Raw genomic sequence first — 14623 nt, 5'->3', positions numbered from 1 at the left:
TCGTGACAGAGGAAGGAACAGTATGGAAATTTGAGGAAGCTCTTCAAAAGCCCTCTCTAATTTTGCGCCCCGAGAGCTTTTATCTATTACACAGGCCAAATTTCTGTGCAAACGATTGTTCAGGGTACTTTTGAAGAGCTTCCTTGATTATATGAGGCTTCCTCTTTTAACGTATGCCTCGCATTTCGCCGTCTTTTCCGCCATTCCTCCCCGCCTCACCGAGGCGAGGGTTCCTGGCGGATTTGGCTGAGCCAGACTCACAAATCGCGATCAAGAAATTGTCATCAGGGTCAAGCGCTTCTTCAGTAAGCACCCTATCGGGTGGTTTGCCGATAAAAATCGCCATCGTAACTGCGAAATCTATAGAAAATTCGCAATCGTACCGGCGATTTTTATCATTTTGAGCCCGATGTCAGACAAGTCTGCTGTCTGTGGCGTTGTCTGCCATGGGTTGATCGGCAAACCAAAGCCTCATCAAGTCATCTGGCGTCACGGTATCAATGGGTGCGTCCGGATAGGCAGTCGTGAATTTGCCAGGGCGCGCTTTGGCAGACGAGGAAAGCTTGCATTCAAAAGCTCGGATTCTTTCGTTTTTGACTTCAAGAAAATCGAGCTCATGAGGGTTGTTGCTGGTCGTGCGCCAGAAGTACATGTCGGTAAAGTCGTTTCGAATGCTGTGCAGTTTCACGCGTTCCATGAAGAAGAAGTTTTCCCACAGGGCGCCGCCATCCTGGCTGGGTCTGGCTACCATTGGGCTGAAGTCACCGATGATCGCGTTCCTGACGCCATTGTCGCAGAAGTAGACTTTTTTGCCCTTCTTGAGTTCGTTGCTTAGATTTCGGGAAAAGGAGGGACAAATTTTGATTATGAAGCATTGTTCCAGAAGTTGGAGATAGTCGGCGACTGTGGTTCTGCTCAGGCCGGTGTCGCGTGCTAGGTTGTCATAATTTACTTCTGAGCCTACGTTATAGGCGAGTAGCTTGACGAGGTGCATGAACTTCTCGTTCTGGCGGATCCCCGCAAGTGCAAACAAGTCTTTGTACAAAACGCCATCGCAGTAATTGCGCAGTGTCGATTCAGCATGGTCGGGATCTGTGAAGACGGCTGGATAGGTGCCATAAATCATCAGACGTTCGATGTTCTGGCTAATTTCGCCCCAACCTTTGGCGGCAGCGATTTCCGAGATGGAAAGCGGCCACATTTGTCTATGGACAAGACGGCCAACGGCGCTTTCTTTGACGCCTTTGGCAAGTTCAAGTGAGGATGAGCCAGTGGCAAAGATTTTTTTTCCGAGGTTCAAGCGAACGTTTACATCAACAAGTTGCTTGAGGATCAAACCGATGTTGGGAAAACGTTGTGCTTCGTCGATGATGATCGTATCGGCTTGGCGAAGGGTGAGTTCGACATCAGTTGAAGAGCTGAATTGGAGCTGTCTATGGTCGGTGATGAGATCGCCGTTAAACCAGCGAACGGACTTTTCATACTGTGAAAGTTCAGTCAAAAGCGTCGTTTTCCCAATTTGACGAGCGCCGAAGATAACGACAGCCTTGGGAGGAGTTTCACGGGTGATTTGAGGTTGCAGTTCTCGTTGGATATAGGGCATTTGTAAAAATCTCCATCGTAACTGCGAAATCTATAGAAAATTCGCAATCGTACTGGCGAATTTTATCATTTTTTTTGTACGAGAACATAGACTTGAGAGGGTATGAGAGGCTGTAAAAGTAATTCCTATCGTAAGCACCCTATCGGGTGGTTTGCCGATAAAAAGTCCGAAAAATGGTTCGCCGCTCCGGAGGCGGACGTAAAAAGCTGACTTCCAAATATCCGGGGCTGATGCAGGCACTTGCAGAAGTTCTTGAGCGTTCCACTTACGGGGATCCGCAGAGAGTGCCGATAACTGATAAGTTATTTCCTAACTATTCCTTAGGCAGGCGGGGGCTGCGTACCTGAGAAAGGATGATCCGCACAGCGTTGTATATCACGACCAAAACGCGTTTGTTATAATTTTATATGCGAAAAAATCCATCCGTTCGCGCCAACACACTTTGGACTATCCCCATGAATATCAAAACCTCTCTGGCTCTCATTGCCTCCGCTGCCGTTCTGAGCGGCTGCGGCTCCGTGAACTCCATGCTCAACGAAACGACGCAGACGCATGAGTTCTTTCGAATCTACGACGTCAAGACCTCCGCTGACGTCGACGATCTCGGTGATGCCCTCGAAGCGGGCATGAAGTACAACCTCAACAACCCGCAGATTCATAGGCCGATCGTCATGGCGCCCGTTCCGAAGGAACCCGGACGCTTCACGACTGACGACACCATGACCAACACCAATCTGGGCCGACTCATGAAGACCTACGGCCAAACGGACCTCGGGCTTAAGACCATGGTTTGCAAGGACTCGCCTTGGCAAGCCCGCGGCACCCGCTTCAGCAGCGGTGACTGGAACGGCGTCGTCAATGTTTGCGTTTTCCCGTATCAGGGCGGTTACCACGTCGACATGTACGGCTTTCTGACGGTGAAGCAGGGCGGCATCAAGGAAGTGGTTCGTTCCGGCGTGTACTCCGTCATGGGAGAACCTCTTCAGTGGATTGAAAAAGCCATGCTTGACACGATCCGTGAAGCCCGCGCCAAACTCGACGCCGAGGTCAGCCTCGTCGAAGCTCGTCCGAAGCTCTACGGCACGCCGTGGCTGATGGATCCGGGTGCCGACGTTCCGACCAAGGAAACCGCCAAGCAGAAGTAATCGTCATTCATTGCTCGTGTGGTTCTGACTGACGGAACCGCAAGGGAATGCAGACGAAACAAGACAATGGACTCGAAATCCGCCGTGATTTCGAGCCATTGTCGCATCAAGTCCGGACGGATCTTGGCGGTCTACGGGACTGACGCGAAATTGTGGTTTCAGAGAATTGAGGGTCCGGGCTTGGTACGGCAGAAGGACCGAAGTCCTTCCACCGTGGCCCGAGACAGTACCGGTTGTGCAGGCCGTAAATCAGTCCAACAGTTCTAACCCGTCTAGGATCTTCCAACTCCCAAGCTTTCTACCGCCAATGCGCTCGAGAAGGCCCTTACTTTGCAACTCGGCGATTTGACGCTTTATTTTTGATAAGGAATATCCTTGAAGGACGGCTAATTCGGCCTGAGTAATTTTAGGATTATTGTGAATCGCAGCAATAAGTTTTTTGGTCTCGTGATTGTGTGTTGTCGAATGTTGATAAGCTTCAACAAACATTTCCTTTGCAATGGAAGCTGTGTCTTCTTTTTGTAAGGAGTCGTCCTTATAAAGAATGTGAAGTCTTCTGTTTTTGAGTTCAAAGTTCGTTCCTAGAATGACGTTGCGAAGAAAATGTTCCAGAGGAAGCGTTGAAGACTGAATATCCAACATCATGTTCGACCAATTTGCTCTCACCAATGCGTTTCGGAAATACCAAGCGTTTTTTGCGAAGGGTGCATTGTTGACCGGGAATCCAAAAAACTTCAGGTATTTAATAAGGAAAACAGCTGTAGTTCTAGTGTTACCTTCGCAAAACGGATGAATCTGCCATACGTTGGAAATGAATTTGCTGATGTGTGAGATTTTTTGCTCAGTTGAAAGGCTAATAAATGAGAATTTTCGCTCTTTATCAAAATCGTAATTCAGGGTGTCCAAAATAACGTCGAAATCACAATATTGAACGGTATCGCCATTTAATACCCATTCTTTTTTCGTGATGTTGTAGGGGCGAATCTTTCCGGCGTGTGGGTAAAGGCCTGCGAAGAGCTTTTTATGAATATTGAAGTAAGTAAAGGTTGAGAAATTGAAGGTGGCTTCGCCCAATAATTTAGCAATGCGAGACGCAACGATATCTGCCTCCCGCGTGTTGGCTGAGTCCTGATTTTGTCTTGCTTCCTTGGTCTGGTAATACGAGTCGATTCGGGCTTGAGCCTCGTCGATGTTGATCCGTCCCTCAATATGCTCTTTGGCAGTTTCAAGCAAGTATTTGGATGTGGCCAGGCCGTCGACCTGCTGTAGACCTATTGCAGTTTGCCAGGCTTGAGACTTCTCGGCTTGATCTGGCTCTCCAAGGCGCTCGTACTCTGCTAGCGCAAGTGTCAACTGACGGTTCTTCCTGTTAGGCATGTGAAATTACTGACTCTTAAGGTTTGTGTTATGGCTCATCTACTGTTTTACAAATGATACATTAGCGGCGTTGTTAGTGCCTGTGAAGGGAGTCCGTGTTTGATGTGAGAAAGACGATGTTTGTCTGTGAGACAGGAAATACTGCTGTCCTTAGATGTCAGTTCAGGGGGCGGGGCGGTGTGTTGTGCAAAGGCACGGGTGACGTGCGAAATGTTCTTGTCAGTGGCCATGGCCACTGCCGAAGGTGCCTCCATCCCCAAGGTGGCTGAAGAGCTCGGCATCAGCGACCAGACGCTTCGCAACTGGATCAAGCAGAAAACGACAGGCACCCCCTTGTCACCAACGAACGGTAAGGTCGACGACGAGTCCATGAAGCTCCTCGGCTTGGAGACTGAAAACCGCCGTCTCAAAAAAGAGGTGCTGCAGCTAAAAAAATGGCAGGCGTATCTCACCAGCGGAGTTCTTGGTAAAGTTGTACTGTCAGGTGCCGACTGTCGGCACTGGCTTTCCAAACGAATTAGAGGTACGCCCATGAAGGCTCAACACTTTGCCCGCAACATTCTCGCCGTTGCGGTTCTCTCCGCCTTGGGCGCCCATGCAGCCGTTGCCGCAGACTTTTCCGAAGGGGTTTATGTGAACAACGGTGAGCAGGATGTGTACGATAACTTCACCGTGATGAACGGGGATGCGTCGGATCTGCAAAGCCATGCAGGCGTCTTCATCCAGAAGGAGGGCGAGAAGGTTGGATCCCTGACCGTCAACAATCAGTTCAAGGTCGATGTTTCGGCCACTGAGACGCACGCCTCGGTGCTCGCCGGTGTTCGTCTCGATCCCCTAGGCCTGCTTAAGCTGCAGGATGATGCTGTCATCTCGGTGAAGAATACGGCGAAGCCATCTGACGCAGAAGTCTCAGCAGGGAAGGTGCCCAACGCTACTTTCGGCCTTTATTCCAACGGCTCGACAGTTACAGCCAAAAATCTGGCCGTTGGGGTGGAGTCTTATGAGTCCGCAAGCACCAGTGGTGTTTTCGCTGTTGCTGGAACTTTGGCTGCGGAGACATTGACGATCAATGTGAAGGCTGCCCAGGAAGCCGAGGTGGAGGATGAGGCCGACGGCGCTTCCATGGGTAATGCGTCTGACGAAGGACTTGCCTCAGGTGCTTACGGCCTCCAGGCCATAACGTCTACGGTTAAGACCGGCAGCTTGAACATCGTGCTCGACGCGACCAATTCGCCGAACGCCAAAGGGATCTCAAGCACGGGCGGGAGCCTGACCACCAACAATCTGTCGATCATGGTGAACGCTCAGAACGAGTCATGTGACGACTATCAGGCGTTGGGGCTTGAAGCAACGAAGGCCAAGGTGTCCGTCACCGAAGCCATGAATGTCGTGGTCGAGTCTCGAAATTCCAAGTATGCCAAGGGTGTTTGGCTCAAGGATGGCGAGCTGACGGCAGGTGACGTGTCGATCAATGTGAAAGGGCAGGCCGACCCTGGAAGCAATTACAAGGCGGATGGTTTCCTTGCGGGCGTATCTACTGTGACCGCAGACAGCCTGAACATTTCGGTCACGAACACCGACAAGGCTTCGGGTATCGTTCTGGGCGACAAGGTGATGATGACTGTGAATGATCTGACGATCCTTGCGAAGTCCGACGACCGGGTTGGGGTGGGCATCGACAAACATGCAGTGGCCACTGAAAAGAGCACGCTTGACGTTACAGGCAGGACCGACATCAGGGCTGAGGGTGTCATGGCTCGTGGTTTGGCCCTCGAGTACGCCGGGGCAGAGTTCAACGGCGAAGCCCGCATTGAGGCTTCCGGTAAGCAGTCGGCCGTCGGCGTTTGGGCCGGAACCCGCACACTTGTGGACTTCAAGGATCATGCCGTGATCAAAACAACTGCAAGGGGTGGCGAGGAATTTGAAGGAATTTCTCAGGCCGTCTTTGTTGAAAACACGGTCGATAGCGAGACTGAGGCCACCGTACGTTTCCACAACGGTGCTGAAATTGTTTCCGACGGATATGCCTTCTATGGCGATGGGAATGGCGCCAGCGCCAACATCTACCTTTGGAGTCACGAGGATACTGTCACGAACATTGTCGGCGATGTCTACATGACCAACAACGCACAAGCCGATCTGGACCTGTCCAAGGGCGGCACCTTCACCGGCGCCGCTTGGGGTGACGGCTTGATCTACGTCACGCTGGACAACGGCGCTCGCTGGAACGTGACGGAGGAAAGCAGCGTACTTACCTTGACAGAACAAGGAGACGGCAAGAGTGCCCTTCTTTCCTTCGCGTCTGCAGATGCCACACTGAATGTGAAGGATCGTTTGACGATTGGGTCGGGCACGACGGTTGTGGAGATGAACAAGCTGCCAGCAGCCGGTGAGTCTTACATTACATTCGTCGAAGACAATTTCATAAACAAGAGCTCCGGCAAGATCAATGCCGTCATGTCGGGTGATTTCAACGACGCCTACACGGGTTCTACGAGCGATGCGGTGAACGTCGCTGCGAACGCCATTTTGGGCGATGACCTCTCCAATTCCGTCACTAACGTCTACTTTGAAGAAGGCCGTCTCGCGGGCGCTGTCGAGGCATCCCGCAAGGACGACGGCTCCTTCACCGTGGTCCGGAAGGCCAACGAGAAGATTGAAGCCGTGAAGACGCTCTCCGTTCTGTCCGCCCTCCAGTGGCGCCACGACATGAACGATCTCATGAAACGCATGGGCGAACTTCGCACGAGTCCCGAAGGCATCGGCGGTTGGGCGCGCGTCTACGGCTCCGAACAGGCTCACGACGGCATCGACATGAAGAATGCCTCCGTTCAGGTCGGCGCCGATGCGGACGTCGGCATGGGCTGGAAGGCAGGTGCTGCGTTCTCCTACACGGATGGCTCCTCCGACATGACGGCCGGCAGTGCCGACCACAAGGCTTACGGTCTGGCGGCCTACGGCACCTGGCTGGGCGAGGGCGGTCACTTCGTCGACCTCATCGCCAAGGTGAGCAGGCTTGAGACGGACTACGGCATCAAGGGCACCAGCGGCAGCTTCGAAAACAATGCGTTCAGCCTCTCCGCCGAATACGGCCGTCACTTCGAGCTGGCGGGCGGCGCCTTTGTCGAACCGCAGGTTGAAGTGACCTGGGGCCGCATCATGGGCGACGACTTCCTCAACTCCGAGGGCGTGAGGATCGAGCAGGACGACATCGACAGCCTGATCGGCCGCATGGGCGTTCGCGCTGGCTTCAATTTCCCGAAGGACAAGGGCCTCGTCTACGCCCGCGCCTCCGTGCTGCATGACTTCAAGGGAGAGAGCGATGCGGTTGCCAGCCTGGGTGCAAAGAGCGTTCGCATGTCCGACGACATCGGCGGCACCTGGGGTGAATTCGGCGTCGGCGCGAACTTCCGCCTGACGCCCGACACCTACACCTACGTTGACCTCGAAAGGACGACGGGCGGTGAAGTGAGCGAGAAGTGGCGCTGGAACGTCGGCGTGAGGCACGTCTTCTGATGACCCTGGGGGCAGCCGTCTCACGACTGCCTGAATGAGAAAAGAGGCCTCGAATCCCCTGTGGATCGGGGCCTTTCAATTTGGTTCCCATAGGGGAATGGTGTGGCGGGGCAGGGCGCGCGAAATATGAGTTTCAGTGATGCGGCTCAACAGGTTGGCTTTTGTTTACATCAATAGCGGAAGGAAGCTGATGTTAAGTGATGTTAAGTGATGTTAAACGATATAATGGTGCATGAGATAAACCTCACTAGTTCAAAGCCATGACCTCAATCCCTACGAGTGAAACATTGACTATCGAGTTTAAAAGCGACCCTCCGGCAGGTCTGCCCGATAAAACGGTTGTAGAGTCCGTCGTCGGAATGACCAACGCTCAGGGAGGCACGCTTTACATAGGTATTGATGATGATGGTAAGGTAAGTGGCGTCCGCTCGCCGAAATGGTCGGATCCCGAAAAAGTAGTGGCCTTTCTGACTGGCCATACGGTGCCGCCAGTTACGGTTCGCGCCGAGACGCTTTATGCTGAAAATGGCTTACCTTACACGGCAGTGTATGTACCTATGGGTAGGGGATTGACGGCGACTAAGGACGGTCGCGTTATTCAGCGTCGCATGAAGATCGACAAGACACCTGAGAACGTTCCTGTGTATCCGCAGGAATACGCGACAGTTATGTCTGATCAAGGCCTTTTGGACTTTACGGACAGGGTTCTGCCAGAAGCCGTTCTAGATGATTTGGATCCCGTAGAGAGGGTGCGCCTGCGTCGTTTGATTGAGACGTACAAAGCGGAAGTTGGTCTGATGGAGCTCGAGGATGATGAACTGGACAAAGCGCTCGGTCTTGTTAAATTAACACCGGAAGGCTATCGTCCGACCGTAGCTGGCTTGTTGCTCATCGGACGAGAAAAGCGTCTTCTTAAGCTCCTGCCGACTAGCGGCTCAGTTTTCCAAGTGATGAGTGGCACCGATGTGATCGTCAATGATGATATTAACTTGCCCTTGCTTGGAACTTTTGAAGAGATGCTTTTGCGGTTTCGAGCTCGAAATGGCGAGAAGGAATTTTCCGATGGCTTCGTGCGTGTGGCTGTACCTGATTTTTCGGAGCGAGCGTTCCGTGAAGCACTGGTGAACGCGTTTGTTCATAGGGACTATGCCGTCAGTGGAGTTGTCAACGTGTGTATAAGTAATGAGGACATTACTGTTACAAGTCCAGGCGGCTTTATCCGAGGGGTCTCTTTGGAGAACTTGCTCGTCGTTGAACCAAGAGGCCGAAATCCTTTGCTGGCGAACATTTTCAAGCGAATTGGCCTTGCCGAGAAAACTGGGCGCGGCATTGACCGTATTTTTGAAGGCGCTGCCCTTTACGGTCGGCCTTGGCCAGATTATTCGGAGTCAAATGATGGATTTGTTCGAGTACGAGTGATGCGAGCCGAAGCGGACATGGTGTTTTACCAGCGTGTGCTGAGCTATAAAAAGCGCTTTGCGCGCAACCCTTCGACTTTGGCTTTGCTCATCATGTCTTCACTCGAAGACTCTCCGGGTCTCGACAAGGCTGAGCTCTGTCGTCGTACGGGTTTTACCCAGACGCGTGTCGCAGGGCAGATTGAAACGCTTTTACGCGAAGGCGTGATCGAGCTCGTGGGAGACGGTTACAGGCTAGTCAATACTACTGGCTTATCGTCCAACAGCTTACCTGAAGATGCTGGTTCAGAGGCTTCGATTGATGATCCCACGGCAGTCATTTTGCGGTTGGTGAGCGAAAAGCAAGTCATAAGGCGTGACGATGTTGTCAAGGCACTCTCGGTGACACCTCAAAAAGCTTATAGACTTCTCAAAACGATGACCACGGGTGGTTTGTTGACTAGATCTGGAGCCAGAAGAACGACCGTGTATAGATTGCCTGATGCAAGAGAACGCCATTGAAATGCTCTCATGTATTCAGCTCAAAGAATCGGTCTTCGCAGTAGACGAAAAGGTGACGGCGAAACTGTTGCAGGCACCGCTGTAACCGTATGCTTGGCAGTGAAGGCAACAAACATAGGATCTGTCGCCAATTTAACCAACGGACTGATGTTAAGTGACGTTAAGCGATGCTAAGCGGCGTTGGGTGATGCTAAGCACAGCGTGGTTTAACATCAGCGGTTCTGATTTATGGTTTTAACCCTGATAGGTAATCGTCCTGCCAGTGTGGGGCTGTAGTTATATTGAATTGATAATTTCATCTGTTGTGCACGGAGCGTGGAAAAGCTGGCGAGAAGAAAAGCTGCAAGTCAACCATCCTAAATAAAAGGGCTTTTCTCTCAAAGTTGAGCAGTGTTCATGGGCGTTCTTCCGTCTGGTTAGATTCAAAAGAAGGATCTAGCTTCAATATTTCGGGAGGCTTTAAACTGCGCTAAACAAAGCCGGACTAACGGTCCATGATGCTAAGCGCTGCAGTGGTTACCATCATAAGTTCAGAGAGTGATGTTAACCCAAATTTTGAACCAGACTTTTAGAGAGTCTCGTTCAGCTGTCTAAACGATTTGAGCCCGCGTCGGCGCAGCGTTCAGCTACACGGACGGCAATGAGGACTACGCCCGCGGCGCTTCTGTTGAAGATGCCGATGCGACGGCGGTCGAATTCCCGATTGGTGTGAAGATCGCCAAGGCGTTCGACACCAACGGCTTCAAGGTGAGCCCGGACTTCTCGTTCGCGGTCGGTGCCGACTGTTGGCGATCGTGAAAGCGACAGCAACGTTCGCTTTGCGGGTGCAGAAAGCACCTACAACTTCACCTTCGCTGATGACGTCAAGGTTCGCACGAACCTCGGCCTCTCCGCCGAAAAGGCGAACTTCCGCTTCGGCCTCAATGCCGGTTACGACTGGGGCAACGAAGAACGTTCCGCCACGAGGCTGATGCTCAACGCTCGCTGTCTCTTCTGATGGAAGCTTGAACAAGCGGGCCTGTCCCTGCAGCAGGCCCGCTCATCAAGACAAAACCGTCTGGTGAGGAGAATCTCATCGGACGTTTTTTGTTTTTTCGACTGTTGCTGTGAGGGAGGGCATCGGACGGAAGAAGGCGATGGAGGCGCGATCATTTGCCGAATGACATTTCCTTCTCCCAGGTGGCGGTCAAATGGTCGGCAAAGCGTTCGACGGTTGCGGACGGCGTGAGCGCCTTGTGACGGATGAGGCGGAACTTGAGCGTCGGCCCGGCAAGTTCCGGAAGTACTCGGACGAGCGTTCCGCGGCGAAGATCGACATCGCAGGCATAGGCAGGCAGAGTCGCGGCTACGCCGAGTCCGTCCTTTGCCGCCTCAAGGAGAGCGCCGACACTGTCGAACCTGATCGTCATGTTCAGGCGCCGCTTGAGCGGGATGAGCGTATCGTTGCCCATGAGCATGAACGGGCAGACCCAGCTGCTGCAGCCCAGAAGCGGAACCCGGTCGAGATCGTCGATCGTTCGCACCGGATGTTTTTCCATAAAGGCCGGCGAAGCGCACAGGCGGCTAGGAACGGCGCCGAGGTCCCGGTATTCCAGAAAGGCGGACTGCCTGGCATCGGCCCAGATGCCGATGTCGGCGTCGAGTGTTTCGTCGGCGGGCGGGGCGCTCAGAATGCGGACGTCGAAGTCGTACTCCTCGTGGGCCATGCGAAATGAGCCGATGGTGCGCACGAGAAAAGGCAACAGTCCGGAAACCGTCTGAATCCGCACGAGCCTGCGGTTTCGGCGCATGCCTACGCTTGCTGTCACGGCCTCGATGCGCCGGTCGATGTCGGAGAGGACGGGATAGAGGCGCTCGTAGAGTTCGCGCGCCTCGCCCGTGGGAAGAGTGGATCGGGTCGAGCGCTCGAAAAGCGGATACCCGACGCGCTTCTCGAGCGCCGCAATGCGTCGACTGACCTGCGAAACGTCGCAGCCGCAGGCCGTTGCGGCCCGACTCATCGAGCCGCATCTCATCAGTTCACCGAAGATCTGCCATGAGCGAAGATCGGAAAGACTCTCTGTCATCGGAACTATCCCTTGCAAATGCATTGCGAATGCACAATGCCGTCTTGTATCTTAACAACGACGGCGGAAAATACAATGGATGTGACCAATGACCTACCGTCGCCGGCATGCGTGTCTCTGCGGCATGCAACCGGTGACTCCTCGGGAGAATGACCATGACCACCACTTCTCGCAGATCCTTCCTCAAACTGGGCCTCGCGGCCACCGCGGGCGGCGTCGGCCTTGCTCAGGCCAAGCCCGTCTTCGAACCCGCTTCCTTCGACAAGGAGACCGATGTCGTGATCATCGGCACGGGTGCTGCCGGCTCGTCAGCGGCCGCACGCTGTTCGCAGCTCGGCCTCAAGGTCATCGTGCTTGAGAAGATGCCCGTCGGCGGCGGTTCGTCGGTGCTCTGCAACGGCGGCTTCGCTGTCTGCTGCACGGACGTGCAGGAGCGCAAGCGCATCAAGGACTCGCCCGAGCTCTTCGAAAAGGAGCTCCTCACCATGGGCAAGGTCAACGATCCCGAGCTCGTGCACACGTTCGTCACTGCTTCGCTGCCGACATACAAATGGATGCGCGGGCTTGGTGTCGAGGTCAATGACGTCACGACCGGCGCGGGCATGAGCGTGCCGCGCCAACACATGACGCGTCCGCCGCAGATGCTGGGCATTTTCCGTGAAATCACCGAAAAGGCGGGCGGCCAATATCTCTTCAAAACCGCTGCGAGGCGCCTCATCGTCAACGAGGAAGGGCGCGTCACGGGCGTCGAGGCCGAGTCCCGTGGCAAGAAGCTCTCCATTCGCGCCCGCAGAGGCGTGGTGATCGCGGCGGGCGGATGGGCGCGCAGCGAAGACCTACTTCGCCGCTTCTCGCCCGCGGCTGAAAAAGCCCTCAAGCTGGGCGGCATCGGCAATTCCGGCGACGGCTCAAAGATGGCATGGGCATTGGGCGCCGACCTTCTCGACGTCAGTTACACGAAGGCAACGTACGGCTTCAACCCAAAGACCAAGACTTCCGCCTTCGTCATGTACAACGGCGCCATGATGGTCAACCTCAACGGCGAGCGCTACGCCGACGAATCCCGTCCGTACAAGGAGTTGGGCGACATGACGCTTGCTCAGCCCGAAGGCATCGGCGTCCAGATCTATGACGCCGCCATCCATGAGGAGGCGCAGAAGGATCCGCTCGCGCGTACGGACACTCTGAAGAAGAACGGCGAACTCTACAGCGCCGACACGATCGAGGGCCTCGCCAAGGCGATGGGGCTTCCCGCTGACAAGCTCGCCGCGACTGTCCGTGCCTACAACGAAGGTCTCGCAAAGGGCGCGGACGCCTTCGGGCGCACATCGCTTTCCGCTGGCAACGGCAAGCCCGCTCCGATCGTCAAGGCCCCGTTCTACGGATTCCGTGCGACGGCCGTCCTGCTCTCGACCTACTGCGGTCCGAAGATCGACAGTCAGGCCCGTGTGATCAACATCTTCGGAGAACCCATCGAAGGCCTCTGGGCGGCCGGTGAGGGTACGGGCGGCCTGCACGGCGCTGCCTACATGTCGGGCACGTCGGTCGGCAAGGCCGTCGTCTTCGGCAAGATCGCCGCCGAAAGCATCGCCGGCAAGCAGTAAGCCGGCGGAGGCCCGCCCAAGGCCTGCAGGCGTCAAATCCGTGAAATTCGGCCCGCAGTCGGTACGATTGCGGGCCGAATTCGCATACTGCCCGCGATTCCGATGTCCTGACCGATCGTCAAAACGTCCGGAGGACTATCATTTTGAGTGTCGGCACTCGGGCGAGAACCGTTCAACTGGAGGAAATGGATGCAGCATCAGTGGCAGACCTTCACCGATGAGGAGATCATGACGCAGCTGGCCCAGCGCGAGGCGGGCAACTGCTAGTACATGTACGTCAACCAGCTGCGATGGCTCAGCTTTGTTGGTCACGGCCTCAAGGAGCCGTTTTCGCTTCTGGCCAAGGACATCCCGGCGCCTGAGCTGCCGCCCGAGCTCGACGAACTCGCTCAAAAGCGGGCGCTGCAGTATTTCCGCGTTATCCTTCTGACCACAAAGGACGCTGAGAGTCTCAACCTCGAGCCGCAGGATATTTTTCCAGCCGACATCCTTCTCGACGGCCGGCGGGTACCAGTAACGGTGGACTTCATCTGCGCCAGCATCCATTGGTTCACGCTGTACTCGCTCGGGAAGTATCCGCTTCCGCAGGACTGGGCGGATGATTTCGCGGAGTATTTGCGGCTCAGATGGCCCGAATACAAGGGCGAGCCCGTCACGCACGACGTACTGACCTACTGGCTCATGTACTGGGAAGTACACGAGAGAGAGGTTCAGGCGCCGCTCGAGCGTCTCAAGAATGACGTCAAGGGCTTCTACCGGTGTTGCAGAGGCTCTGCTTCTTCACCTGCGGGTGGGCGTCAAGCGCTGGATTCGCGATCGTTCGAAGTGATGGTGAGGCTGATGCCGGTGGGGCGGATACCGGACGAGGAGGACTTGCGGGCAGGGACGGGCGTGCCGTCCGCCGAGGCAGGCAGAGCGGAAGCCCAGTGGCCGAAACAATGACTTCGTTCAGCAGGTGGCCGCTCAGACGCGCAGGGTCGATGGTCGAGGTGCACGAGCACCGGGAACACCATTGAATCCAAACAATGTCGCTAGCCCGCTTTCTCTGCTGCTGGCAGGGATTACAACGGGGAACGGCCATGTCTGTCCCTTGTAAGACCTCATGGAGCCTTGGATCAGGCGCCTAAGCTCAAGGTCATATAGAATGAGGATGCCCGTAGGGAACAAGAAAAAATAGCAGGCTCAGTCGTTGCCAGCACAAAGTAAAGGCATACCTAAGTCAAAGACGGTGTGGGGAAACAATCATGATTAAAAACTTGACCGTAACCAATGTCGGTCCATCACAGAAGCTCAATCTGACTTTTGGAACGCGTCTTAATCTCATCACTGGCGACAATGGGCTCGGGAAGAGTTTTTTGTTGGACCTCATCTGGTACGCCATGACCAGACAGTG

The 14623-nt window shown here is 54.6% G+C and carries 10 protein-coding genes; 7 read left to right on the top strand and 3 right to left on the bottom strand.

The genetic code is table 11. The features are described 5' to 3' along the window. Positions 1 to 412: 412 nt before the first annotated feature. The gene (locus HMPREF3036_RS07940; protein ID WP_005437118.1) at positions 413 to 1603 is read right to left on the bottom strand and encodes an ATP-binding protein; all 1191 of its coding nucleotides are present in this window, start codon (positions 1601 to 1603) and stop codon (positions 413 to 415) included. Between the two features lie 455 nt (positions 1604 to 2058). Here HMPREF3036_RS07940 and HMPREF3036_RS07935 point away from each other — a divergent pair, with 455 nt between their 5' ends. Further along, positions 2059 to 2748, top strand: coding sequence for a hypothetical protein (locus tag HMPREF3036_RS07935; RefSeq protein ID WP_062333355.1), 690 nt, complete (start codon positions 2059 to 2061; stop codon positions 2746 to 2748). Positions 2749 to 2997: 249 nt separating this feature from the next. Here the strand turns inward: HMPREF3036_RS07935 and HMPREF3036_RS07930 are convergent, their stop codons facing one another. Then, entirely contained in the window at positions 2998 to 4125 is a 1128-nt protein-coding gene (locus tag HMPREF3036_RS07930; RefSeq protein ID WP_062333352.1) for a Fic family protein, read from the bottom strand. Between the two features lie 228 nt (positions 4126 to 4353). Here HMPREF3036_RS07930 and HMPREF3036_RS07925 point away from each other — a divergent pair, with 228 nt between their 5' ends. The 3 genes from HMPREF3036_RS07925 (at position 4354) to HMPREF3036_RS07915 (ending at position 10557) form a co-directional block, all read left to right on the top strand. Next, positions 4354 to 7641, top strand: coding sequence for an autotransporter outer membrane beta-barrel domain-containing protein (locus HMPREF3036_RS07925; protein WP_197457967.1), 3288 nt, complete (start codon positions 4354 to 4356; stop codon positions 7639 to 7641). A gap of 287 nt (positions 7642 to 7928) precedes the next feature. Further along, positions 7929 to 9560, top strand: coding sequence for an ATP-binding protein (locus HMPREF3036_RS07920; protein ID WP_197457966.1), 1632 nt, complete (start codon positions 7929 to 7931; stop codon positions 9558 to 9560). A 775-nt stretch (positions 9561 to 10335) separates the two neighbouring features. Beyond that, positions 10336 to 10557: a hypothetical protein gene (locus HMPREF3036_RS07915; RefSeq protein ID WP_062333343.1), complete on the top strand. Its 222-nt coding sequence runs from the start codon at positions 10336 to 10338 to the stop codon at positions 10555 to 10557. 151 nt (positions 10558 to 10708) lie between these two features. On the opposite strand, the gene HMPREF3036_RS07910 is transcribed toward HMPREF3036_RS07915, so the two are convergent. Then, positions 10709 to 11626 (bottom strand): LysR family transcriptional regulator, encoded by a 918-nt coding sequence (locus tag HMPREF3036_RS07910; RefSeq protein ID WP_062333340.1) that lies wholly within the window; start codon positions 11624 to 11626, stop codon positions 10709 to 10711. Positions 11627 to 11781: 155 nt separating this feature from the next. Here HMPREF3036_RS07910 and HMPREF3036_RS07905 point away from each other — a divergent pair, with 155 nt between their 5' ends. The 3 genes from HMPREF3036_RS07905 to HMPREF3036_RS11605 all read left to right on the top strand — a co-directional run. Then, positions 11782 to 13230, top strand: coding sequence for an FAD-dependent oxidoreductase (locus tag HMPREF3036_RS07905; RefSeq protein ID WP_062333337.1), 1449 nt, complete (start codon positions 11782 to 11784; stop codon positions 13228 to 13230). Positions 13231 to 13500: 270 nt separating this feature from the next. Further along, complete coding sequence (locus tag HMPREF3036_RS07900) at positions 13501 to 14172, top strand: hypothetical protein (RefSeq protein WP_062333334.1); 672 nt, start codon at positions 13501 to 13503, stop codon at positions 14170 to 14172. A 302-nt stretch (positions 14173 to 14474) separates the two neighbouring features. Beyond that, positions 14475 to 14623: AAA family ATPase (locus HMPREF3036_RS11605; protein WP_156469788.1), on the top strand; the 149-nt coding region annotated here is incomplete at its 3' end.

This window comes from Sutterella sp. KLE1602 (assembly GCF_001578585.1).
GTDB lineage: Bacteria > Pseudomonadota > Gammaproteobacteria > Burkholderiales > Burkholderiaceae_F > Sutterella > Sutterella wadsworthensis_A.
Note: the sequence above shows the minus strand (reverse complement) of the source record. Positions and strands in the feature narration are given on the sequence as shown.

Bases quoted from the DNA above. Each gene is read 5' to 3' on its own strand.
- HMPREF3036_RS07940 (WP_005437118.1), bottom strand. From the start codon at position 1,603: ATGCCCTATATCCAACGAGAACTGCAACCTCAAATCACCCGTGAAACT.
- HMPREF3036_RS07935 (WP_062333355.1), top strand. From the start codon at position 2,059: ATGAATATCAAAACCTCTCTGGCTCTCATTGCCTCCGCTGCCGTTCTG.
- HMPREF3036_RS07930 (WP_062333352.1), bottom strand. From the start codon at position 4,125: ATGCCTAACAGGAAGAACCGTCAGTTGACACTTGCGCTAGCAGAGTAC.
- HMPREF3036_RS07925 (WP_197457967.1), top strand. From the start codon at position 4,354: ATGGCCACTGCCGAAGGTGCCTCCATCCCCAAGGTGGCTGAAGAGCTC.
- HMPREF3036_RS07910 (WP_062333340.1), bottom strand. From the start codon at position 11,626: ATGACAGAGAGTCTTTCCGATCTTCGCTCATGGCAGATCTTCGGTGAA.
- HMPREF3036_RS07905 (WP_062333337.1), top strand. From the start codon at position 11,782: ATGACCACCACTTCTCGCAGATCCTTCCTCAAACTGGGCCTCGCGGCC.
- HMPREF3036_RS07900 (WP_062333334.1), top strand. From the start codon at position 13,501: ATGTACGTCAACCAGCTGCGATGGCTCAGCTTTGTTGGTCACGGCCTC.